Origin of the sequence: Paenarthrobacter sp. FR1, from assembly GCF_051106045.1 — a bacterium.
Classification (GTDB): Bacteria; Actinomycetota; Actinomycetes; order Actinomycetales; family Micrococcaceae; genus Arthrobacter; species Arthrobacter nitroguajacolicus_A.
Genome location: NZ_JBPFSF010000004.1, coordinates 107073 through 129277 on the forward strand (window position 1 = coordinate 107073; position 22205 = coordinate 129277).

The 22205-nt window shown below is 62.8% G+C and carries 19 protein-coding genes; 7 read left to right on the forward strand and 12 right to left on the reverse strand.

Translation table 11 applies throughout. The features are described from left to right. Positions 1–6: 6 nt before the first annotated feature. Positions 7–138, reverse strand: coding sequence for a hypothetical protein (locus ACR30Z_RS09370; protein WP_280115986.1), 132 nt, complete (start codon positions 136–138; stop codon positions 7–9). Here ACR30Z_RS09370 and ACR30Z_RS09375 point away from each other — a divergent pair. Then, the gene (locus tag ACR30Z_RS09375) at positions 131–1384 is read left to right on the forward strand and encodes a sensor histidine kinase (protein WP_434372265.1); all 1254 of its coding nucleotides are present in this window, start codon (positions 131–133) and stop codon (positions 1382–1384) included. The two genes, ACR30Z_RS09370 and ACR30Z_RS09375, sit on opposite strands and share 8 nt — an antisense overlap. Further along, positions 1372–2010, forward strand: a complete 639-nt coding sequence (locus tag ACR30Z_RS09380; RefSeq protein WP_144651886.1) for a response regulator transcription factor — start codon at positions 1372–1374, stop codon at positions 2008–2010. Before ACR30Z_RS09375 ends, ACR30Z_RS09380 begins: the two co-directional genes overlap by 13 nt. Before the next feature lie 38 nt (positions 2011–2048). On the opposite strand, the gene ACR30Z_RS09385 is transcribed toward ACR30Z_RS09380, so the two are convergent. The 6 genes from ACR30Z_RS09385 to ACR30Z_RS09410 all read right to left on the reverse strand — a co-directional run bounded on the left by ACR30Z_RS09385 (position 2049) and on the right by ACR30Z_RS09410 (position 10817). Then, positions 2049–3161 (reverse strand): mandelate racemase/muconate lactonizing enzyme family protein, encoded by a 1113-nt coding sequence (locus tag ACR30Z_RS09385; protein ID WP_434372266.1) that lies wholly within the window; start codon positions 3159–3161, stop codon positions 2049–2051. 65 nt (positions 3162–3226) lie between these two features. Next, the gene (locus ACR30Z_RS09390; RefSeq protein ID WP_434372267.1) at positions 3227–4876 is read right to left on the reverse strand and encodes a PucR family transcriptional regulator; all 1650 of its coding nucleotides are present in this window, start codon (positions 4874–4876) and stop codon (positions 3227–3229) included. Then, complete coding sequence (locus ACR30Z_RS09395; protein WP_434372268.1) at positions 4869–6854, reverse strand: S9 family peptidase; 1986 nt, start codon at positions 6852–6854, stop codon at positions 4869–4871. The genes ACR30Z_RS09390 and ACR30Z_RS09395 overlap by 8 nt, the downstream gene beginning before the upstream one ends. After that, positions 6851–7840 (reverse strand): ABC transporter ATP-binding protein, encoded by a 990-nt coding sequence (locus tag ACR30Z_RS09400; RefSeq protein WP_434372270.1) that lies wholly within the window; start codon positions 7838–7840, stop codon positions 6851–6853. Before ACR30Z_RS09400 ends, ACR30Z_RS09395 begins: the two co-directional genes overlap by 4 nt. Continuing rightward, the gene (locus ACR30Z_RS09405) at positions 7837–9819 is read right to left on the reverse strand and encodes a dipeptide/oligopeptide/nickel ABC transporter permease/ATP-binding protein (RefSeq protein ID WP_434372271.1); all 1983 of its coding nucleotides are present in this window, start codon (positions 9817–9819) and stop codon (positions 7837–7839) included. The genes ACR30Z_RS09400 and ACR30Z_RS09405 overlap by 4 nt, the downstream gene beginning before the upstream one ends. Positions 9820–9821: 2 nt before the next feature. Beyond that, a complete protein-coding gene (locus ACR30Z_RS09410; protein ID WP_208760021.1) occupies positions 9822–10817 on the reverse strand; it encodes an ABC transporter permease in 996 nt (331 codons plus the stop codon). 265 nt (positions 10818–11082) lie between these two features. Between ACR30Z_RS09410 and ACR30Z_RS09415 the strand changes: the two genes are divergently transcribed. The 5 genes from ACR30Z_RS09415 to ACR30Z_RS09435 all read left to right on the forward strand — a co-directional run bounded on the left by ACR30Z_RS09415 (position 11083) and on the right by ACR30Z_RS09435 (position 16914). Next, complete coding sequence (locus ACR30Z_RS09415) at positions 11083–12471, forward strand: serine hydrolase domain-containing protein (protein WP_434372273.1); 1389 nt, start codon at positions 11083–11085, stop codon at positions 12469–12471. After that, a complete protein-coding gene (locus tag ACR30Z_RS09420; RefSeq protein ID WP_434372274.1) occupies positions 12468–13367 on the forward strand; it encodes a serine hydrolase in 900 nt (299 codons plus the stop codon). The genes ACR30Z_RS09415 and ACR30Z_RS09420 overlap by 4 nt, the downstream gene beginning before the upstream one ends. Before the next feature lie 79 nt (positions 13368–13446). Then, the gene (locus ACR30Z_RS09425; protein WP_434372275.1) at positions 13447–15048 is read left to right on the forward strand and encodes an ABC transporter substrate-binding protein; all 1602 of its coding nucleotides are present in this window, start codon (positions 13447–13449) and stop codon (positions 15046–15048) included. Between the two features lie 145 nt (positions 15049–15193). Next, on the forward strand, positions 15194–16072 hold the full coding sequence (locus ACR30Z_RS09430; protein WP_434372277.1) for a hypothetical protein: 879 nt from the start codon (positions 15194–15196) through the stop codon (positions 16070–16072). Continuing rightward, on the forward strand, positions 16069–16914 hold the full coding sequence (locus ACR30Z_RS09435) for a M55 family metallopeptidase (protein WP_434372278.1): 846 nt from the start codon (positions 16069–16071) through the stop codon (positions 16912–16914). Before ACR30Z_RS09430 ends, ACR30Z_RS09435 begins: the two co-directional genes overlap by 4 nt. A gap of 102 nt (positions 16915–17016) precedes the next feature. Here the strand turns inward: ACR30Z_RS09435 and ACR30Z_RS09440 are convergent, their stop codons facing one another. Genes ACR30Z_RS09440 through ACR30Z_RS09460 form a run of 5 tightly spaced genes read right to left on the reverse strand, consistent with a single transcriptional unit; the run spans position 17017 to position 22198 of the window. After that, entirely contained in the window at positions 17017–17820 is an 804-nt protein-coding gene (locus tag ACR30Z_RS09440; RefSeq protein ID WP_144651908.1) for an ABC transporter ATP-binding protein, read from the reverse strand. A gap of 2 nt (positions 17821–17822) precedes the next feature. After that, positions 17823–18758, reverse strand: a complete 936-nt coding sequence (locus ACR30Z_RS09445) for an ABC transporter ATP-binding protein (RefSeq protein WP_434372279.1) — start codon at positions 18756–18758, stop codon at positions 17823–17825. Then, the gene (locus tag ACR30Z_RS09450; RefSeq protein ID WP_144651912.1) at positions 18755–19651 is read right to left on the reverse strand and encodes an ABC transporter permease; all 897 of its coding nucleotides are present in this window, start codon (positions 19649–19651) and stop codon (positions 18755–18757) included. The genes ACR30Z_RS09445 and ACR30Z_RS09450 overlap by 4 nt, the downstream gene beginning before the upstream one ends. Next, positions 19648–20583 (reverse strand): ABC transporter permease, encoded by a 936-nt coding sequence (locus ACR30Z_RS09455; protein ID WP_144651914.1) that lies wholly within the window; start codon positions 20581–20583, stop codon positions 19648–19650. Before ACR30Z_RS09455 ends, ACR30Z_RS09450 begins: the two co-directional genes overlap by 4 nt. A 52-nt stretch (positions 20584–20635) precedes the next feature. Next, a complete protein-coding gene (locus ACR30Z_RS09460) occupies positions 20636–22198 on the reverse strand; it encodes an ABC transporter substrate-binding protein (RefSeq protein ID WP_144651916.1) in 1563 nt (520 codons plus the stop codon). Positions 22199–22205 lie beyond the last annotated feature (7 nt).

Genomic DNA, 22205 nt, shown 5'->3' on the forward strand with positions numbered 1-22205 from the left:
TCGACGCTACGGATCGCCGGAAAAGCGCACGATGGTGCGGACCACCGTCTTCCTGATGGTGCTGGCCGCCCCCTCGAAGGTGGACCTGGCTATACCGACGGCATGGGCATTGCTCAGGCAGACTGAATGGATGATCACAACACGACTCCGGCGATGGTGGCGCGCCCTTGCGTATCTGGCCCTTGAACTGCTGGCCAGCATCATCTCCATGGGCCTGTTCATGGTGGGTGCAGTGCTTACCCCGCTCCTTCTGTTCAGCGGGGGGTGGCTCATTGCGCCACGGGCCGTGGCCGTCCTGCGGTGGTGGATAACCAAGGCACGCCTACGGGTCGCCCGCTACTCGGGAGTTCCGTTGGCTGCCGAGTACATCCCAATCCCCAAGAACCCCTCCTTCGAAGAGCGGCTCCGATTGGTCTTTTCCCGCACCACGGGCCGCGATTCCCTCTGGTTGGTGGCCCATGGACTCCTGGTTCCGATCATTACCCTGCTGTGCATCGGACTGCCCCTCTCGGCCCTGAACTCGCTTCTCATCCCCAGCTACTGGTACCTCCTGCCCCCGGATCAGCCTGTCTCCAGCCTCTACCCGGTGACGTCCTGGGAGGGCGCGGCCTGGATGGTGTTGGTGGGCGTGGGGTATGCCGCCGTCTCCTGGTGGCTGATCCCGGCGGCGGCCATGGGTCTCACCTGGATTCAGGCGCGCATCCTGGCCCTCCCTTCCAAGTCGTCACTGGTGGAAAGGGTCACCGCGCTGACCGCCAGCCGCGCCGCCGCCCTGGACGCTCATGCGGCGGAACTCAGGAGAATCGAACGCGATCTTCACGACGGCGCACAGAACCGCCTGGTGGGCGTGGTCATGATGCTGGGGTTGGCCGAGCGGACCCTCGAAAAGAACCCCGAAGATGCGCTGCCCCACGTGCGCAGGGCGCAGCAGGCAGCCACTGAAGCACTGGCCGGACTCCGAACGGCCGTCCACGACATCCACCCCCCGATCCTGGACGAGCTCGGGCTTGAGGGAGCGCTCTCCGCCCTCACGGGAAGGTCGGCCATCCCTTGCCTGCTGACGCTTACCGAACTGCACCGGGTACCCGCAGCACTGGAATCGGCCAGCTACTTCATCGTTGCCGAGGCTTTGACGAACGCGAACAAGTACAGCGCTGCCACTGAGGTGACCGTCTCGGTGAGCCGCGGGCAAGGTTCCTCCGGCTCCACCGATAAACTGCTCATCTCAGTCGAGGACAACGGTCGCGGCGGAGCATTTGAACGGCCCGGCGGCGGCCTTGCCGGGATTCGCCGCAGGACGGCGGCTTTCGAAGGGGTCGTGGAGTTCGATAGCCCGGCCGGTGGACCTACAACTGTCAGAGTGGAGCTGCCATGCGGGTGGTAATAGCAGAGGATGACGCCCTCCTCCGGGAAGGACTGTCGCTCCTTCTCAAGAGCGAGGGTTTCGATGTCATCGCGGCGGTCGATAACGCCGATGACTTCCTCGCCGTCCTGGACGACGCCGATGCTGCCGTCCTGGACGTGCGGATGCCACCGACCTTCACTAATGAAGGGCTGCAGGCAGCCCGTGAAGCCCGACGGCGGCGGCCCGGGTTCCCGGTTCTGGTCCTCTCCGCTTATGTGGAGGACCGCTATGCCGGCGAGCTGCTGTCCGAGGGCGCTGCCGGTCTTGGTTACCTGCTGAAGGAGCGGGTGGGCAAGGTGGCTGAGTTCACGGACACCCTCCGCCGGGTGGCTGGTGGCGCCACGGTCATGGACCCGGAAGTGATCTCCCAGCTCATGAGCCGCCGCGGAGCCAGTGACCCCATCAGCACCCTCACTCCGCGGGAACGCGAAGTCCTTGGCCTGATGGCCGAAGGCCTGGACAACCTCTCAATAGGGGCGCGCCTGGTGGTGACGGAGACCGCGGTCAGCAAGCACATCGGCAACATTTTCCAGAAGCTCCAACTCTCCACCATGGACCGGGGACACCGACGCGTCCTGGCAGTCCTGGCCTACCTCCGGTCGTAGCCCCACAACCCAGCCACCCGCCGTCGTCCGCTCGATGGTTACCGTGAAACCTCACGCTCGCTCACCGTGAGTTCTGCAAGCACGTCAAGGTCCACGTCCACGCCAAGGCCCGGCTTCTCAGTGATGTGGACATCCGGGATCACGTACTTCAGGTCTCCGGGTTCCTTGGCGAACCTCAACGGTCCCGACAGCTCTGTGGAAACGATGTTGGGATGGCTCAGCGCCAGATGGAAACCCGCGGAAGAAGCGATGCTGGTCTCCAGCATCGAACCGATCTGAACCTTGAGTCCCCCGAGCTCCGCCTGCGTTGCCAAACGACGACACGGCGTGATGCCACCGCTCTTCATGAGCTTGAGATTCACCATGTCCACGGAGCGGTCCCGGACGAAGTGGGCAAGATCCTGGGCATCCACCACGGCTTCATCAGCCATCAGCCTCATACCGGTGGCCTGGCGCACCAAGCGGAAGCCGTCGATGTCATCGGCCAGGATCGGTTGTTCCACCCAATCGACATCGAACGGTTCCAAGGCCCGGATCATGGTGCGTGCCGTGGCCGGGTCCGCCCAGCCTTGGTTGGCGTCGACCCGGATGCCAAGGTCCAGCCCAATGGCTGCCCGGACGGCTCGTACACGCTCAATGTCCAGCCCGTCAGCACCACCGAGCTTCATCTTGAGGTGGCGGTAGCCCTCCTTCCTGGCTTGCACCGCCTGCTCCGCGAGGACTTCCGGGGCCAGGATGCTCATGACCCGTGCGATGGTTGGCTGCTCGGGCCGCCGTCCACCGAGCAAGGCATGGATCGGACGCTCCGCCGCCTTGCCGGCAAGGTCCCAACAGGCAATGTCCACCGCTGCTTTAGCCGCGCCACAACCCTTGAGGGCCGCATTCAAGCGCTGGTGGATGGCGGTGATATCCCTCGGATCCATGCCCATGACAGCGGGCAGAAGTTCCGTTGTGAGGGCTTCGACCACACCGGTCGGCGTCTCGCCGGTGATATGTCCGTCAGGCACGCTTTCACCGTACCCAACCAGGCCGTCGTCGGTCTCCAGGGCAAGGACCACGCTGGGCATCGACGGGTAAGAGGCGTAGGCGACCACGAAGGGTTCCACCAAGGGAAGGTCGATCAGGGTAATGGTGGCGCGGGAGATTTTCATGGGTGGCTTCCTATCCAATGGTACTGGGCGGGGTTCAGGGCCAAACACGTTCCGTTTGACAGGGGTCAAGCGGAACGTGAGGCCAGGATGCAGAGTTGCAGCATGGCGGCAAAACGTGTCTTGGGATCGTCAAGGTCAAGCCCGCCCACCAGGGCAAGGCGGCGAAGCCGGTACCGGAAAGTGTTCGGGTGGATATAGACCGCGGCTGAGGCGGCTGCGACATCCCCGAAAGCATCCAGCCATGCGCGAAGGGTGTCCACCAGGTTGGCATTGTGTTTCTCGTCGTAAGCGTAAAGACGCGCGATCTGGCCTGTGGGCTGCTCTCCACGTGATGCAGCGAGGTCACAGAGTTCCAGGATCAGTGCTTCCACATGGACATCGGCCAGCCGGGCGACGCGTTGGCCGTTGGCGTTGCCGCTGCGCAACACCCGCAGGACACGGTCCGCGCTGGAACGGGCAGCAGCCAATTCCGCGGCACCATGGGCAACCGGCCCGACGCCGATCACCGCGTTGATGCGGTCACCCAGGCGCCTCAGGAAGTCGGCCCCGACTGCGGCAGCGCGATCCTCGCCCTGATTGTCTCCTTGCGAAACAGGAAACAGCGCGTAGGCAGTGTCACCCAACAGTGCTACTGCGCACCGTGGCTGAACGGCGCCCAGGTGCATGGCGAAGCTGTCACTGATTCTCTGCCGCTCCAAGGCAAGGCCTGCGTCACCTTCCCTCGGCGGCACCCGGTCCACTTTCTGCAGCATGGCCAACGCCAGCACAACGATCGGCTGGTCTCCCAACCCCAGTCTGTCCAGGGCTTCCGGAGCGCCCCGTCCGCCCGCCAAGGCACTGCTCAGCAGGTCAGCCCGCATCCTCCGCTCAACATCGGCACCGGCATGAAGCCGCAATAAATGCAGTGCCACCAATTTCGCGGCGTCGCATAATGACTGTTTCCGTTCCTCGTTGAGCGGGCCGCGGACGGCTACCCAGATGGAGCCAAGCACTTCATCGCCGGCGCGCACGGCCACAGCCACACGGGGAAGGGACGCCGCATCCAGCGACGTCGGCAAAGAATCGACGTAGACGGGGTCCGTGGAACGGTACAGCTCGCGGAAGACACCCCGCTCCACGAACACCCGCGAAATGGCTTCCGGAACCTGGCGTCCCAGGATCGTCTCCACCCTGGTGGCATCGGCTTCGTCTTGCCGACCGGAGAATGCGAGCACTCGCGAACTGCGGTCCTCAATGGTCACGGGGGCATCAAGCAGTGCTGCCACGGCGTTCGCTAAAGAGAACAGGTCACCGGAAGGCGGGCCACTGGTTGATTCGGCGCCCAAACCTCCAAGGTCGCCGGCAAGGACCGAACGCAACATCGCCGCAAGCTGCGCCCAACCAGCGCCCGGAGTCAGGCCCAGCAAGGCAACCCCGGACTCACGCACGGCGGCAGCCACCCGAAGGTCGGCCGCGAAGGGCGCACGGACCACCAGCCCCACCGCCCCCTGCCTGCCAAGCCTCAGCAACAACGACGCCACGTAATCCGCGTCCTGAAGACCAATGCCCAGCACCAGTGCATGAGCAGGCAGAAGCGGCTCATCCATGGGGTCATGGATGGCTATGCCGCCGATTTCCTCAGCCCTGCCAAGGTCTCCCGCCACCAACTCCAGAAGCGTGGCCCCCAAGTCGTCGAGGACTCGGCCCAAGCTGGCGCGGGGACGGACGTCATTCATTCAGGTCCACTCCCGCACCGGAACGGGCAGGCATCGGCTCCCGCTCCGAATCCACACCGTTGGCGTATTTCTCCACCCACTCCACAATGCGTCGGTTGAAGTCAATACGGTGCGATGGACGGCCAACGTCCGTGAAAAGGTGGGATCCGCCTGGATAAAGAACCAGACGGCTCACGACGCCCAGCTCGCAAAGGGCCGCATGCCATTGCTCCGCCTGGCCAACGGGACACCGCACATCGTCCGCGCCATGGAGGATGAGCGTTGGGGTCGTCACACGTTCCACCGCGGAAAGCGGGGACATCGCCTCGTAGCCCGGAGCATCCGTCCACGCCGGCCCGCCAAGCTCGCGGTCGCTGAGGAACTGCCCGCTGTCCGACGTTCCGGCAAGGCTCCGCAGATCGCTGACAACCCCGCCGGCCACCGCAGCCGCGAATCTCTGGTCGCGGCTGGTCAAGTAGCAGGTCATGTATCCCCCGTAGCTGTACCCGGTCACGGCCAGACGGTCCGGGTCCGCCACTCCTTCGGCCACCAGCACGTCCAGGGGCTCAAGGAAATCCTGTGCGTCCGCAATGCCCCATTTGCCCAGAGCCGCCCTGTAGAAGTCCGCACCATAGCCGTCGCTGCCCCGGACATTGAGCAACAGCACGGTCCAGCCTCGTGCCACCAGCTCCTGGTGGTAAAGGTTCACGTCGTCGGCAGCGCTGTTCCAAGCGTTGTGGGGGCCACCGTGAATGTCCAGCAGAAGGGGCTGCGGCCCCTCACTTTCCGGGTCGCGGATGATCCAACCCTGCACCACTGTCCCATCGGAGATGGGAAACCAGCGTTCCAATCGCGGGAAGAATTCCGTCTCCGCGAAGTTCGATCCGTGACGGGCCCATACCCGGACAGCGCCGTCTGAAAGGTCCACGCTCGCAATTTCGCCAAAGGAGTCAGGTGTCTTCAGGACGGTCACGGCAGTGTTGCCGGCAACGGACAACTCCGAGACCACCAGGCCGTCACCCCGCAGCACCGGGCGAGGCTCGCCGCCGTCGACGTCAACCTCGTAAAGGTGCGTGCACCCAAGGTCCCGGATGCAGAAGAGCACTGACCGGCCGGCATTTATCACCCGCGGCGCCGCCCCGGGATAGGCAGGAGCCCCACCCATCACATTGCGGTCCAGCGAAACGGTGAGATTTCCTGCGGGGCTGCCATCCAAGGGAAGCCGGATCACGGCTGCGTGGCCCACCGGTCGGCTCGACACCACAAAAAGGGCGTCTCCTTCCGCGCTCCATTCGACGCCGTTGACCACCTGGTCGTCCGGGCCCACAAGAACGGGCTGTGCATCCGGAACGTCCACAGCCAGGACGTGCACGGGGGCAACCAGGCTGGCATCATTGTCGGCCGCGGGGCCGGCAGCAAACGCCACATGGCCCCCGTCCGGCGACCACTCCGGATCGCGGGCGTGCCAGTCGCCATGGGTGAGCTGGACGGTTTTCCCGGAGGCCACGTCAAGGACGTGGATCTGGCGCGTCAAGGTTCCCAGCAGGCCCAGTCCGTCGGACTGATAAACCCTGCCGTCCGCCACAACTGGCGCGTCCGATCCCGTGTTACGACCAGGGACAAAAGCAGCGAAGGCAAGCTTCGTCCCGTCAGGACTCCACGTCGGTTTACCGACTCCCAGCGGCAGGCTGCCCAGGCCTCTGACCCGGTGGTCCCCGGGAGTCATGATGTAGAGCTGGACGTGTCCCTCCGACTCCCGCAGAAAGGAAAGCGATGCCCCATCGGGCGACCACGCCGGTGCAGTATCGGCGTTCCCGAACGTGAGTTGGCGCGAGCGATTTCCCGCGGCATCCACCAACCAGATGTTGCGTTGAGTGCTGTCGGAAACGGCATCGAGGGTCCGCAGTACGTAGGCAACACGCCCACCGTCCGGAGAGAGTGCCGGCTGTTCAGGAACCGCAAGATCCAGCAGATCGTCAACGCAAAGCCTCCGGGTCACAGCAGTCCCGCCTTCCCAGCCATCAGCGATCCATCAGCGAAGTGGCATGCAGCTGCCTGGCTGTGGCCCTCCGGCTCAGGATCGGCTTCCCGGCAGACGTCTCGGCCCGGGAGCACCAGTGGCCCTATGGGGCAGCGCAGATGGTACCGGCATCCGGTGGGTGGATGATGCGGGTCCGCCGGCTCGGCGTCGCTGACAGCCTGCACCGCCGGGTCGGACATCCCAGGACTCAGGCCGGTGCTGCCGTTTCCGGGCACTGCAGCCAACAAAGCCTTGGTGTACGGATGCTGGGGATTCGAAAGGATCTGCTCGGCGGGACCTTGTTCGACGATCCTGCCCAGATACATCACAGCGATGGCATCGGCCACGTATCGGACCACCGCCAGATTGTGCGAAATAAACAGCATGGACAAGTTCAGTTCCCGTTGCAGGTCCCTCACCAGGTTCAGGACTGTTCCTTGGACAGAAACGTCCAACGCAGAGGTGATCTCGTCGGCGATGATGACCTCCGGCTGCCCAGCCAAGGCCCTGGCCAGGGCCACGCGCTGAAGCTGGCCCCCGGACATCTGCCCGGGGTAGCTGGAGGCACGCTGGGGATCCAGGCCCACCAAACCGAGCAACCGTTCTACCTCTGCGCGTCGGCTTGCGGCGTCTCCCCTGCCGGCGCGTGGGATGCCTTCCGCTATGGAGTCACCGATGCTCATTCGCGGATTCAGTGACGAGTGCGGGTCTTGGAACACCATCTGCAAAGGTCTGTGCTCGCCCCTTTTGGGCCGGAGGGGCCGGCCATTGAAAAGTATCTGGCCAGCGGACAAGGGGGTGAGGCTTGCCGCAGCCCTGGCCAGCGTGGACTTGCCGGACCCCGACTCGCCCACCAAGCCCACCACTTGTCCCTTGGGCACTGTGAGGTCAACGCCATCCACTGCCGTCATCCCGCGGCGGCCACCGAATCGTACTGATACCTGCTCAAAGCGAAGTTCGCTCATGATGCCTCTCCTTGCAGTGCCGCAGCGGGTAGTTTGAGTTCCACCGAGACCCGCTGGCCCGTCCCACGCGACGGGTGCCAGCACGCCACCCGATGCCCGTCCTCCTGCTGGACGAGCTGCGGATCCTCGCGGGTGCAGTGGTCGTCCGCCTTCGGGCAGCGGGACGCGAACGCGCAGCCTGCGGGAACATTGGAGGGGTCTGCGGGGCGTCCCGGGACCACCGCCAGGGGCTGGTTGCGATCCGTTTCCATGTCGGGGACGGCGGCCAGGAGGGCCTGTGTGTAGGGGTGCAGTGACCTTTCAGCCAAGTCGGTTGCCGGCAGGTCCTCCACGATCCGCCCGGCGTACATGACCAGGACGCGCTCGCAAACCTCGCCCACCAACGTGAGGTCATGGCTGATCAGGAGGATCGCCACGTTGTTCTCTTCCTTGATGGTCGACAACAGCCGAAGTACTTGTTGCTGGACTGTCACATCCAACGCGGTGGTGGGCTCGTCAGCCACAATCAGTGCCGGGTTTCCCATGATTCCCATTCCGATCATGGCCCTTTGCCGCATGCCGCCGGAGAATTCATGGGGATATTGCCGGAGGCGCCGTTCCGCGGCAGGGACCCGGACTGCCCGCAACCGGTCAGCTGCGCGGGCGAGTGCTTGCCGACGGTTCATTCCTTGGTGCCGCTGCGCTACTTCAGCGAGCTGGGTGCCGATCCGCATGGTGGGGTTGAAAGATTTCATGGGGTCCTGGAACACCATTGCGAAGGACGTGCCCAACAGCTGACGCTTGGCAGGCGAGGGGCTGGACAGTTGGTCCTGGCCGAGGAACTCCAGGCGTGATGCCGTGACGCTTCCCGGGTACTCCACCAGTTGGGCAAGGGCAAGGGCGGTCTGGGTCTTGCCGGAGCCAGACTCCCCCACCACGCCTACGGCTTCCCCCTGAGCCAGGCTGAAACTGACACCGCGGACGGGAGTGATGGGTCCGGCAGGTCCAGGGAAGCTCACAAAAAGGTCGCTGACGGTCAGCACGGCGCTGCTTTCGCGGCTGCTGGTGGAAGGTTCGACGGCGGCGGAGGACTCGACGGCGGTTGGCCGCACCCGCTGAGGTGCTGCGCCCTTGCCGGCGAAGGGTGTGGGTGCGCCCAAGGTCTTGGCAACGGCTTCACCGAAGAGGTTGAAGGCCAGGCCCGCAATGACAACTGCAAGGCCAGGTGCCAGCGCCGCCATGGGGTGAAGGTAAATATCGTTGAGACCCTCGTTCAGGAGCCGACCCCAGTCATACGCAGGTGGTTGGACGCCCAGTCCCAGGAAGGACAGTCCGGCGAAGGCCAACAGCGAACTGCCCGCCCCAATCGTGGCGGTAACCACCAACGGTTCGGCGATGTTGGGAAGGATATGGCGGATCAATCGCTGCAGCCGGCCAACACCGGCCAGTTTCGCCGCGGCGATGAAGTCCCGTTCCGACTGCGTGGCAATCAGGGTCTGGGTCAACCGGGCAAAGGATGGGGCGGTGGCAAAGCCTATGGCCAGCACAGCGCCGGTCTGGCCGACTCCGAAGATGACCGCGAAGAACATGGCCAGCAGCAGCCCCGGAAATGCCACTGCGATATTCACGAAAGCGGTGACCAGCCTGCCAATCCTCCGGCTCAGGAGAGAAGGGACAGCACCAAGCACCAAGCCCACGCAAACACCGATGCCGGTGGCTGCAAGGGCCAGTTTGACCGAAAGGCCGGTAGCCACCAGCAGCCGGAAGAAGAGGTCGCGTCCCAGGCTGTCTGTACCAACCGGATGTTCGGGCGAAGGTCCTTGGAGAATGGCGCGTGTGTTGATCTCCTCAGCCTGTCCTGACCACAGGATGGGTGCCAGAACGGCCAAGGTAAGGACTGAAAGGAGCATGGCGGCAGACACAGCCCCGACGGGTGTCTTCAGCGCCGCCAGCCATCGTGCCGCCATCCCTGCTGTGGCAGCCGTCTTTGAAGTGCTCATATTCAGCTCTCTTTAATCGTTGAACGGGGATCGAGCATGCCCAGTGCGATGTCCACCAAGAGGTTCACCAGAAGCACTCCCAGCCCGTACACCAGCACGACGCCCTGCACTACCGGGTAGTCCTTGGCCAGGATGGAGGAGACGATGGTGCTTCCCAGCCCGGGCCAGGCGAAGACATTTTCCACGAGGACCGTGCCTGCAACCATGGCGCTCAGCATCAGTCCACCGATGGTCAGGGTGGCGGTCAGCGCGTTTGGCAGGGCGTGCCGGAAATAGATCATCCAGTTGGGAAGACGTTTGGCGCGGGCGGTCCGGACGTAGTCCGCGCCGAGTACTGAAAGCATCTCCACCCGAACAATGCGCGACAGTATGGCAGCTGAGCCAAGGGCCATGGACACCACGGGAAGGACATACGAGCCCGCGTCGGAACGACCCGCCACGGGAAACCATCCCAGTTGCACGGCGAAGAAGTACACCAAGCCAACCGCAAGGAGGAACTCCGGAATGGCGGCCACAACAATGGAGGTGGAAGTGAAGGCAAGTTCGGTTCGGCGCCGACGACCGCCTCGGGTGAGGACGCCCATCAGCGCGCCCACCGGCACGGAGATCAGGACTGCGAGCAGGAACGCGAGTCCGGCCAGCTCGAAGGTGGCAGGAAGGCGGTCCCCGATGACCTGCGCCACCGGCAGGTCCGAAGTCATGGACGTTCCGAGGTTCCCGCCCACCAGGCCTTGGAGGTAATGGAGGTATTGAAGCCAGAGGGGATCGTTGAGGCCCAGGGCCTCGCGGCGCGCCTCGATCAGGGCACCCGGAGCGGAGTTGCCCAGTGCGGCCCTGACCGGGTCGCCCGGGATGAGGTGGATCATGAGGAAGGACGCCGTGACCAGCACCCAGAGGGAGACCACCAGACGGCCAATTCTTCGCGCTACAAAGCCGGCCCACGGGCTTTCCGATGCATCCGTGACTGCATCCGCGACGAAACGTGTTGCAATGCTCAAAGTTCTACTCCTGCTTCTTGGGAGACCACACTGGACCTCCACGAGACCGGCGTCATCTATTATCTGGCTCACACCCTTCTCAATGCTTTGTCCGTTCCAATCACTCATGGAGCCCGGCATGGTCGAATCGGACAATGCACGGAAGAATGACTGAGATTGTCCGCTCCGCCGCATCGGACGGCCTTGTCGTAATGGACCACAGCGTTGGAAGGACGTCGTCGTGATCGACAAAATCGCTCCGCTGCGGGCGCCGTAGCATTGCCGCATGACGAACATGAATGAACTCCGCACGTGGCTGGAAGGCCGTCTCCCATCCCTGCTGGCCGAGCATCAGGTGCCCGGTGCCGCAGTAGCTGTTTCCGTCAGGGGTGAAGTGGTCGACGCCGCGGCAGGCATCCTCAGCAAGAACACCGGCGTCGAGGCTACCGTTGACTCCCTGTTCCAGGTGGGTTCAATCACCAAGCTGTGGACTGCCACCCTGATCATGCAGTTGGTGGACGAAGGCACCTTGGACCTGGATGTCCCGGTTCGGAGGTACCTGCCGGAGTTCCGCCTCATGGACGAGTCCGCCGCGGCCTCCATTACCACTCGCCAGTTACTGAGCCACACCGCTGGCTTCGAGGGGGATATTTTCACCGACACCGGCCAGGGAGACGACGCCATCGCCAAGCTGGTGGACCTCTTCGCGGACGTTCCCCAGCTGTTCGCCCCGGGAGAGATGTTCTCCTACAACAATGCCGGATACGTCGTCCTGGGACGGATAGTGGAAGTGTTGCGGGGCAAGTCCTATGACGAATGCATGCGGGAATACCTGTTCACACCACTGCAACTGACCCACGCGGCCAACGGGCCATACGAGGCGATCCTCTACCGGACCGCGGTGGGGCACATTCTGAACGAGGATGGCGGAGAACCCGAACCCAGCCCCATCTGGGCATTGAGCCGCTCAACCGCCCCTGTAGGCTCGATGCTCAACATGCGGCCCCGAGACCTTCTCAAGTTCGCGCAAATGCACATGGATGCAGGGCGCGGTCCCGCGGGCCAGCAGATTCTCAGCGCCAAGTCGGCGGCGGCCATGCTGGAACCGCAGGTGAAGCTCCCGGACCTGGGCTGGATGGGTGAGTCCTGGGGCCTGGGCTTCTCGCTCTTCGATTACGACGGCGGCACGGTAGTCGGTCACGACGGCGGCACTATCGGCCAAACGGCTTTCCTGCGGATATGCCCCGAAAAGGATGTCTCCATTGCTCTCTTCTGCAATGGTGGAGATCCGCTTGCTGTCTTCACCGAGATAGCAAAACATGCGCTCGGCGAGTTCGCCGGCATCACGTTGCCGCAGCTTCCCGTCCCGGCCGGCTCACCCCCGCCCGTGGATGCTTCTCGGTACGTGGGCGAGTACTCCTCGCGTGTTGCCAGCGTGGTGGTGAGCCAGGATGCCGAGGGCCGGATCTGGCTGGAGCGGACTCCCATGGGAGTCTACGCCGAGGTCGGCGACAGGCCCGAGAAGATCGAGCTGGTGGCCATGGACGGGGATACGTTGTTGCCCGCGCAAAAGCAATTCGGAATGCATCTGCCGCATGCCTTCGTTGGTGACGATGGCCAGGGCCGGGCCTTGTTCGTCCACACAGGCCGTGCAGATCGTCGCGTCAGCCCATGAGCATGGGATCTGAGGAACTCGCCGAAATCTTCGCGGCGGTGGGTGCTACGGGCTACGTGCATGCCCGCGAGGTGGGAGTCGTCGGTGGCCGCGAGGTGTCCCTGAATCCTGACGAGGCTGTTGTCCTGGCCTCCGTTTTCAAGGTGCCCTTTGCCGTCGCCTATTCGCGGGAAGTTTCCGCGGGCCGGTTGAAGGAAAGCGAAAGGACCACAGTGACCTCCCGGTACCGGGTGGGAGGCCTGGGAACAGCAGGCTGCGCGGACGACGTCGAAATGAGTTGGCGGGACCTTGCAAAATTCATGATGACCATGAGCGACAACGCCGCCACTGACGTCATTTTCCATCGCATAGGCCAGGCCGCAGTGGACGCCGTCCTTGACGATCTGGGCTTACAGAGGACACGAATCATCGGCTGCGGCGAGGATATGGATCATCAGATGGCGGCCGACCTCGGCCTTGATCCAAGCGCTGCGACCACCGACGTGGAAGCCATGCTGGCTGCGGCTGCTCCAGAGCAGGTCTGGGCGCTCGGAATCATGGATCCTGCACGGACACCCTCTTCCACTCCCCGGGACATCGTTTCACTGCTTGACGCCATCTGGACCAACTCAGCAGGCTCTCCTGAGACGTGCGAGCGTGTGCGCTCCATGATGGAGCAACAAATTTGGCGGCACCGGATGGCGACGGGTTTCGATGACGGCGTGGTGGTGGCAGGCAAGACGGGAACCCTTCCTGCCATACGCAACGAGGTCGGCGTGGTCACGTACCCCGACGGCCGTCGCTACGCCGTCGCGGTCTTCACACGGGCCACGACGCTTTCCGATACGCAACCAGGCATCGACGCATCCATTGGCAAGGCGGCACGCTTGGCCGTTGACCTGCTGCGCGGGGCATAGTCGGACCCGCCAAACCTTGATCCCTGCAGTTGTCCGCCAAGCCAATGGCACGGGTCACATTTGCCGAAAGAATAACACCATGAAGACACAAGGCACGATCAAGGCGGCGCTCGGCGTCGCCACCGTGGGCGCGCTCTCACTGACGATGGCCGCCTGCTCCGGTTCTGCACCGAAGACCGGGGGCGAGCTGGCAAACGGCAAGACGTTCACCATGAGGCTGAGCGTGGACCCCGGATCACTGGACCCTCTTTTCGCATCGAACTCCATCACCCAGCAAGCCACCAAATTCCTTTACGACTCGCTGATCAACCTTGATCCGGACAGCAAAGTGGTGTCGGGTTTGGCGGAGTCCTGGGAAGGTACTACCACCGAGGCCACCTTTACCCTGCGCAAGGGCGTCACGTGTTCGGACGGCACTGCCCTGACCCCGGACATCGTGGCAGCCAACATCAACTTCGTTGGCGACCCCGGCAACAACTCCACCCGAACAGGTGTCTTTGTTGCTCCCGGAGCCACCGCCGTTGCGGACAACGACAAAGGAACGGTCACGGTGACCACGGTCTCGCCGGAACCGTTCCTGGTCCGGAACGTGGGCAGCCTGCCGATCGTCTGCGCCGCAGGCACCAAGGACAGGAGCCTCCTTGCCCAAGGCGCCGACGGCACGGGCATGTACACAGTTGCAGAGGTAGCTGCGGGCGACCACTACACCCTCACCCGGCGCAAGGACTACGCCTGGGGTCCCGGTGACTGGAAAACCGAACAGGAGGGCTTGCCGGACAAAGTGGTCCTGAAGGTGATCTCCAATGAGACCACTGCGGCTAACCTGCTCCTTTCCGGTGACGTGAACGCTGCCACCATCGTGGGGCCAGACAAGCAGAGACTGGAGGCCAAGAAGTCGTTCCAACGGGACCTGGTCACGGCGCTGGGACAAATCTGGTTCAACCAGAAACCGGGCTTGCCCGGCGCGGACGAAAACGTTCGCCGCGCATTGACACAGGCAATGAAGCTCGACGAACTCGGTCAAGTGATGACGAGCGGCAGTGGCAAGCCTCCCACCAGCCTGATTGCACCGGTACTCAGCCCCTGCAAGCAGGACACACTGAGCGGCAACCTCCCCCAGCACGATCTTGAGGCCGCAAAGAACGCCTTGGATACCGCCGGATGGAAGGTGGGCCCCAACGGTGTTCGAAGCAAGGACGGCGCTCCGCTCAAAATAGAGTTCTTCTACCCAAGCACCATGGGGCCGACGTTCGCAGCAGGCGCAGAGCTGATCAAGGAAGTTTGGTCCGGGATTGGGGTTGACGTTCTCCTTCGGCCCGTCACGGATGCAGAAGGCAGCTCACTCATCCTGGGTGGTGAAGGCGGGTGGCATGCAGCATTCGTGCCCATCGGCGTTGCCTTGCCCAACGAGCTCGTACCATTGGTGTCCGGCCCGACGCCCCCCAACGGCAACAACTTCGCCTACATCAACAATGCCGGCTATCTGGAAAACGTCCAGAAAGCCGCCGCCGCCACTGGTGAAGCAGGATGCGAGCACTGGGCAGCCGCTGAAAAGCAGATCATCGAGCACGTCGATGTGGTGCCTTTCGTCAATTCTGCAACGCCGACCTTCGCCGAAGGGGCCACCTTTGAACTGGCCGACGGACAATTGGCCCCGTCTTCCGTTCGCATGCTTCGCTAACCGTCCTCTCAGAGGAATGCTCCGTCCTGCTCATGGCAGGGCGGAGCATTTCTCATTTGGGCTGGTTCTCCCGGACAAAGCCGGACGGTAAGGCTTCGTCCTGGCCGACAAAGCCAAGAGCACCTAATCGAACCAAGATTGAATCATGTCACTCAATCTCGATGCCCTCTCCCTTGCTGAGCGGGCCCAATTTACAGCCGTATCTGCGGCCGCCAAGGCCAATGTCCGAGTAGTCGACGAACACCGCCGTGAGAGTCTCAAGGATATTGAAGGGCTGCTGGTGGCTATCTGGGGGATGTCTCCGCAAGGAGCTCCCATTCCGTTTGACCTGCTGCGCAGCATTTCCCACGCCGGGTGCAATGTTTCTGCGGCCTACACCTCGGAGGGAGTCCTGTGCGGGGCCGCGGTGGCCATCGTCTCTCCGGACGGATCGACGTATTCGCTGATTGCCGGAGTCCTGCCCGGCGTTGCGGACAAGGGCGTGGGATTCGCCCTCAAACAACACCAAAGGGCTTGGTCCCTGGCACGTGGCATAGAAACCATGACATGGACCTTCGACCCCCTGGTCAGCCGGAACGCCCGCTTCAACCTGTCCAAACTCGGTGCCGTGACGTCCGAGTATGAGAGGAACTTCTACGGCGCGATGCAGGACTCCATTAACGCCAATGATGAATCGGACCGGCTAGTGGTGTTGTGGCCGCTTTCCTCAACCCGAAGCAGCAAATGCAGCGAGGGCTCGGTGCATGAGGTGAGCCTGCCACCGGGTGCGCTGAACAATGCCCGTGAATATGGACCTGACGGCCAACCTGCACTCCTCGAATCGGCAGGCTCCCTCTGGTGCCGGGCGCCGCAGGACATCGTCGCGCTGAGGAAATCCAACCCCCAGGAAGCGGCCATGTGGCGGTTGCAGCTCCGCGACATCATGGAAGGCGCGTTTGCGTCCGGGTTCATCGCTTCCGGCGTCACCCGGACCGGCTGGTACAAGCTCACCCCGGCTGCAAGCCTCACGAAGGAGACAGCATGAAGGTCTACATATCCGTTGACATGGAGGGTATCTCCGGAGTAGCCACCTACGACCAAATCATCCGGGGTGGCAGCGGTTATCCCCGGGCGCAGGCCCTCATGACAGCTGAGACCAACGCAGCCGTGGAAGGGGCCTTCGAAGGTGGCGCCACCGAGGTCCTGGTCAATGACAGCCACGGAACAATGAACAACCTCCTGCACGAGGACCTTGACCCCCGCGCCCGAGTTATCTTCGGTACTCCCACGGCGTTTTGCATGGCCGAGGGCCTGACGTCGGACTTCGACGTCGCCTTCTACATCGGATATCACGCCCCAGCGGGTGTGGAGGGCCTGCTGGCCCATAGCTTCTCCGGCCTCTTTACGAGCTTCAAGCTCAACGGCGAGATCGCATCGGAAGCGTCCATCAATGCCCTTTTCGCGGCCACTCGCGGCGTACCAGTAGGCCTGGTAACGGGCGACGACGTCATCTGCGACATCGCCGAACGTGAATTCCCAGGCGTGCTGACAGTGCCCGTCAAGGTCGCCCACGGATTCCAGGCAGCCAACAGCCTCTCCCCCACGTTTGCCCGTGCGGCCATTCGCAAGAGTGCCCGTGCTGCTGTCCAGGGCGTAGAGAAGACCCGGCTGCTGCCCGTACCGGACAGGCTCAGGCTCGAGATCGGCTTCCAGAACCCCCTGGCGGCAGAGCTCCTGGAAGCCGTCCCAGGGGTATCCCGGGTCAGCAACATGGTGATCGCCCGGGAAGTCGAAACCGCCGAGGATCTTTTGGGGATGGTCGGAACCACGTACGAGTTGGCAGCAGTCGCTGCCAAGACAATGTTCCTCCGCGAGTCCCTCAGGTAATTTCCTTGCCGGCATTAAGCAACAACCCTGCAGGAGCCTGGACGGGCTCCTGCAGAGTTGTTTAAAGGGTGCTCGACCGGTTGAATGCTCGACCGGGTTGAACTAGTAACGGATCCGCGGAATCGACTGCAGAAGCGTCTGGGTGTACTGGTCCTTGGGTTCAGTAAAGAGACTTTCAGTTTCCCCGTCTTCGACGATGTTGCCGTGGTACATCACGGCGACGTTCTCACAAAGATTCCGGACCACGGCCAAGTCATGGGCTATGAACACCACAGAAAGGCCCAGTTGGTCCCTCAGGTCTGCCAAGAGGTTGACAATGCCGGCCTGCACCGAAACATCCAAGGCACTCACTGCTTCGTCCGCGACCAACAATGAAGGCTCCAGTGCAAGGGCCTTCGCAATGGCCACCCTCTGGCGCTGCCCTCCGGACATGGAAATCGGATAGCTGTCCAGGGCCCTGGCCGGCAGCTGGACTTGTTCCATCAGTTCAAGACACCTTCCACCTACATCCCGTGGTTCCACGATTCGGTGGACCCGCAGCAGCTCGGCCAAGGATTGACGAATGGTCATCCTTGGATCCAAGGACGAATACGGGTCTTGGAACACCATCTGGATATGGCGCCGCTGCTCTTTGGTGCGTCGGACAGGCAACTCTTCACCGTTGAACACCACGGTTCCCGTGAATGATCGCTCCAAAGCCGTGAGAACACGGGCCAACGTGGACTTACCGGATCCTGATTCACCCACCAGTCCATGGATCGTGCCCCTGCGGACGCTCAAGTTGACGTCGTTCAAGGCTACGACTTTGCGGCGATTCCGGCCCTTGCCCGCGGAGAATTCGACTCGTATGTCCCGCATCTCGAGGATGTTCTCGGACGCCGGCTGAGTCGGCTGGGTGTTGGACATCGTTAGAGCTCCTGAAGGATCGAAGGCGAGTCCGGTGCGTGGTCCGCAACCCGCATCGCGAATGAATACCCGGCCGGCCTGTCCCGAAGAGCCGGTGTGGTCCCCGGTATCGATCGAAGTCGTTGGCCGGGTTCGTCGATACGCGGAGTAGCGGCCAGAAGTGCACGAGTGTAGTCCTCCCGCGGGTTTCCCAACACTTCTGCAGCGGTGCCGGATTCCACCAGCCGGCCTGCGTACAGGACGCTGATGGTGCTGCAGAGTTCGGAAACCACAGCCAGGTCATGCGTTACGTACAGGATGCCGGCGTTCAGTTCGGCCCGCAGCCCGTCAAACAGCGCCAGGACCTGCGCCTGCACGGTCACATCGAGCGCGGTGGTGGGTTCGTCGCAGAGAATCAGCTCAGGTTCGCAGGCCACACTGGCGGCGATCATGACACGCTGCCGCATTCCTCCGGACAATTGGAACGGATAAGCGTCCACCCGCAGCTCCGGGCTTGGTATTCCTACCAAACCCATCATATGAATGGCGTAATCCCTGGCCTGCTTTCTGCTCAGGCCTTTCCGTTGGGCGATACCGTCCGTGATCTGGGTACCAACGCGGGCAATTGGATTCAATGCCACCGCAGGTTCCTGGAACACCATTGAGATACCAGCGCCCCGGATCCTGCGGAAATTGCGGCCGCTGTTGGCAAAGAGATCCGCGCCGTTGAAGTATGCGCTCCCCGAGCTGACGCGGGCGTTGGCCGGCAGCAAACCCATGAGGGACCGCAGGGCCAGGCTCTTTCCGGAGCCCGACTCCCCTACCAGTCCATGGGCTTCAGCCCGCTGGACCGTAAAGGAAACGTCCTTGAGCGCGGCATAGTCGCGGCCCTGGATGGTCACGTCGACGCACAATCCCTCCACCTTCAGGAGTGGCTGCTCCTCTGATGCCGCGTTCATCGCTTTGCTCGCAGGGCATTGGCGATTCCGTCGCCCAGGAACGTGAGCGAGAGGCTGGCGAGAATAACGGCTGCGCCCGGAATCAACACCAGCGTGTAGTTTCCGGAGGCCAGGAACTGCTGGCCGTCACTGATCATCTGTCCCCAATCAGGAGTCGGCGGGACGATGCCCAACCCGAAGTAGCTCAGCGTGACGATCACGCCGATGTTGGATACGACGTCGCTCATGGCGAACACAACTGCTTGCGTCATGGTGTTTGGCAAGACGTGCCGGACCACGATCCGGGCTTTGCCCAGCCCACCCGTCTCACAGGATTGAATGAAATCCCTGTCCCTGACCACGAGCGTTTCGGCGCGCACTATCCTTGCGTAGGAAACCCAGCTCACAATGCTGATCGCCAGGAAAATACTCATGGGACCGTTGCCGAAAACGAAGACCAGCGTGATGACCAGGACGAAGAACGGGAAAGCGGAAACGACGTCCGCAATGCGCATGATGAGGGTGTCGAACCAGCCCCCGAAATATCCGCACAATGCGCCCACAATCGTCCCCAGGACAAAGGGGAAAAGGACAGCCAGGACCGCTATTCCCAAGTCGCTGCGGGCACCGAAAAGAAGGCGGCTCCACGTGTCCCGGCCCAGGTTATCTGTTCCGAGCGGGTGCGCGGCCGTTGGCCCCGACAAGGCATTGGCCAGGTCCTGGGCTGTTGGATCGTAGGGGGTAAGGATCGGGGCAAACACTGCCGCCAGGACCATCGCACCGAAGACGACACCCCCGATGAGGAGCTCGATGTTTGATCCACGGCCCCATGGCCTTATCCGCGAGCGCCACGGAGGTTTGCTGCCACCGAGTCCGGTTGCGGGTGCAGTTGGGGGAAGAAGCGTCTGTGTCATGCCAGTCTCGCTCTCGGATCAAGCAGTGCATAGGAAAGATCAGTGACCAGGTAGACCACAACCACGATGCCGGCAAAGACAAGGGTGGTTGCTTGGACCACTGGGAAGTCCCTTCCGAGGATGCCGGCCAGCATAAGGCTTCCCATTCCCGGAATGGCAAAGACCTTCTCCACCACCAGCGCCCCTCCAGCCAGGACACCGGCTTGGATCCCCAGGATGGTTACCCCGGAGATGCTGCCGTTGCGGATGGCGTAGGCGGCCAGCACGGTAGCTGGCTTCAGGCCCTTGGAGTGGCCAAAAGCCACAAAGTCACTCTGCAATGCGTCCGTCAGCGACGCCCGGAGGCTGTTGACCAGCATGGGCACAATTCCCAAGGCGATCGTCAGGGACGGCAGGACGAGTGAGTGCAGGTGTTCCGCCGTCGTCCTTCCGTAGCCCCCCACGGGAAACCAGTGCAGCTTGAGGCCGAAGACAATGACCAAGAGAGTTCCGGTCAGGAACGCAGGAGTTCCCTGCGCAACGGCTCCGAAGATCCGCACCCCGATGTCGGCGCCTCCGCGGCCGCGGACTGCGACCCACGTTGCGAGCGGGAGGGAGATGACGACGGCGAAAGTCACCGCCATCAGCATGAGCAGGAGCGTGGTGGGCAGCCGATCGGCGAGCAGCGACACTATGGGCGACCGGTACTGGAACGATGTTCCCAAGTTGCCGCTGATCAGGTCAGTCAGGAAATGCCAATACTGTACGGTCAGGGGCTGGTCCAGTCCCCACTCGGCTCGAAGGGCTTGAACGGCCGATTCGGAGGCTTTGTCGCCCAGGGTTGTGCGGGCTGGATCTCCAGGGGTGGCATGGACAAGCACGAACGTCGCCGTGACGACGCCCCAGACCACCAGGACGAGCAGGCCCAGCCGGCGGGCCAGGAACCGGATCATCTGTCCTCACCCCATTCCCGGAGGTTCTCGGCTTCCGGCTGGGTTCCCGGGACTACTTCGACAGCCACGTGTTGACCAGGTTGTAGTTACCGGTGATGGACGGCTGGAAGCCGTGGACCCTGTCGCTGTAACTGTAGAGGCTGGGCAGGTAGAACAGCGGCACCAGTGGTTGGTCGTCGTCAACCTTCGCCTGGATGGTGGAGTAGACCTTTTTCCTCTCAGCCTGGTCACTAAGGCCTGCCGCCTGGCTTATCAAGGCGTCGACGTCCTGGTTTTCATATCCTGTGTACAAGGAGTTGGAGCCACCGGCTTTCGACACGATGAACCGCACCATTTCGTCGGGGTCCGTGATGTCGGTGGTGGCCACACTGATCGCCATGTCGTAGTCCATCGACTTCCGGGCGGCCCGCTGCGCTGCCGGCTCCATCTGGTTGATGGTCAGCGTGATACCTATTTCGGCAAGCTCACCCTGCAGGATCTGGGCAATGGTCAATTGGGTTGCGTTGCCACTGCTCACCAGGATGCTCGCATTGAAGCCCTGCGGCTGGGACGACAACGTCATCTCCTTCTTCGCTTCGTCGAGGTTGTACTGCCGGCCCTTCACGTTTGCGTCGTACGCCCAGTACGCGGGGCTGAGGAATGACCCGGCCGGGGCCCCCTTTCCGAAGTAGGCGGCTTTGAGTATCGCCTCGCGGTCAATGGCATAAGCGATGGCCCGCCGCACGTGGAGATCCGAGAAGGGAGTCCTGGTGTTGTTGAGCGTGAGGAAACTGGTGAGGCTGCTCTCAAATGCCGACGCCTTCAATCCCGGAGTCGACGACAAAGCATCGAAGCTGCTCGCGGCAGGCGTCTCATTGATGCTGATCTGACCACCCTGCAGTTGGGTTGCCCGGGTATTGGCATCTGCCACGGCAACGAAGGTCACGGCGTCAAGGTACGGCTTGTCTTTCCCCCAGTAGGACGTGTTCTTGACGAGCTCCAACTGTTGCCCCTTGGTCCAGCTCTTGACTTTGAAAGGCCCCGATCCCACCGGGTCCTTGGCGAACTCTTCCTTGGACTTGCCGCCATAGTTCTCGGGAACTATGGAGTTTGCGAACAGGGCAAGCACCGACGGCAGGGGTGTCCATGCAGCTTTCGTCTTCACCACTACGGTCTCCGGCGACGGAGCTTCGATCACGGCGATCTGCTCATTCAGGAAACCGGACGGGAGATCCGGGTCCGAGGCGGTGTCCAGGGAGAACTTCACGTCCGCAGACGTGAGCGGGGTGCCGTCCGAAAAAGTGATTCCGGGTCGCAGCGTGAAAGTCCAGGCCAGCTTGTCTTCGGACTGGACCCAGTCCGTCGCGAGGGCGGGCTGGACGCTTTCGCCGTCCACCGAAGGAACAAGAAGGGTGTCGTAGATTTCCTCAACTGTCCAAATGGACTCGTTGTCGGTGGCGTCCGTCGGCATCAGCGTCGCAACGTCCGCCTCCCGGGCCATGACAAGGTGCCCACCCGGCTGCGGGGTTCCTGGATCATCCGAGGATGAAGAAGGACCCGGGGAACACCCCACCAGTAGCAGTGACGAGATGACAGTCGAGGCGGCCAACGCTGGCAGCCATTTCTTTTGAATCATTGTTTGT

Bases quoted from the DNA above. Each gene is read 5' to 3' on its own strand.
- ACR30Z_RS09375 (WP_434372265.1), top strand. From the start codon at position 131: ATGATCACAACACGACTCCGGCGATGGTGGCGCGCCCTTGCGTATCTG.
- ACR30Z_RS09380 (WP_144651886.1), top strand. From the start codon at position 1,372: ATGCGGGTGGTAATAGCAGAGGATGACGCCCTCCTCCGGGAAGGACTG.
- ACR30Z_RS09385 (WP_434372266.1), bottom strand. From the start codon at position 3,161: ATGAAAATCTCCCGCGCCACCATTACCCTGATCGACCTTCCCTTGGTG.
- ACR30Z_RS09390 (WP_434372267.1), bottom strand. From the start codon at position 4,876: ATGAATGACGTCCGTCCCCGCGCCAGCTTGGGCCGAGTCCTCGACGAC.
- ACR30Z_RS09400 (WP_434372270.1), bottom strand. From the start codon at position 7,840: ATGAGCGAACTTCGCTTTGAGCAGGTATCAGTACGATTCGGTGGCCGC.
- ACR30Z_RS09405 (WP_434372271.1), bottom strand. From the start codon at position 9,819: ATGAGCACTTCAAAGACGGCTGCCACAGCAGGGATGGCGGCACGATGG.
- ACR30Z_RS09415 (WP_434372273.1), top strand. From the start codon at position 11,083: ATGACGAACATGAATGAACTCCGCACGTGGCTGGAAGGCCGTCTCCCA.
- ACR30Z_RS09420 (WP_434372274.1), top strand. From the start codon at position 12,468: ATGAGCATGGGATCTGAGGAACTCGCCGAAATCTTCGCGGCGGTGGGT.
- ACR30Z_RS09425 (WP_434372275.1), top strand. From the start codon at position 13,447: ATGAAGACACAAGGCACGATCAAGGCGGCGCTCGGCGTCGCCACCGTG.
- ACR30Z_RS09430 (WP_434372277.1), top strand. From the start codon at position 15,194: ATGTCACTCAATCTCGATGCCCTCTCCCTTGCTGAGCGGGCCCAATTT.
- ACR30Z_RS09435 (WP_434372278.1), top strand. From the start codon at position 16,069: ATGAAGGTCTACATATCCGTTGACATGGAGGGTATCTCCGGAGTAGCC.
- ACR30Z_RS09440 (WP_144651908.1), bottom strand. From the start codon at position 17,820: ATGTCCAACACCCAGCCGACTCAGCCGGCGTCCGAGAACATCCTCGAG.
- ACR30Z_RS09445 (WP_434372279.1), bottom strand. From the start codon at position 18,758: ATGAACGCGGCATCAGAGGAGCAGCCACTCCTGAAGGTGGAGGGATTG.
- ACR30Z_RS09450 (WP_144651912.1), bottom strand. From the start codon at position 19,651: ATGACACAGACGCTTCTTCCCCCAACTGCACCCGCAACCGGACTCGGT.
- ACR30Z_RS09455 (WP_144651914.1), bottom strand. From the start codon at position 20,583: ATGATCCGGTTCCTGGCCCGCCGGCTGGGCCTGCTCGTCCTGGTGGTC.
- ACR30Z_RS09460 (WP_144651916.1), bottom strand. From the start codon at position 22,198: ATGATTCAAAAGAAATGGCTGCCAGCGTTGGCCGCCTCGACTGTCATC.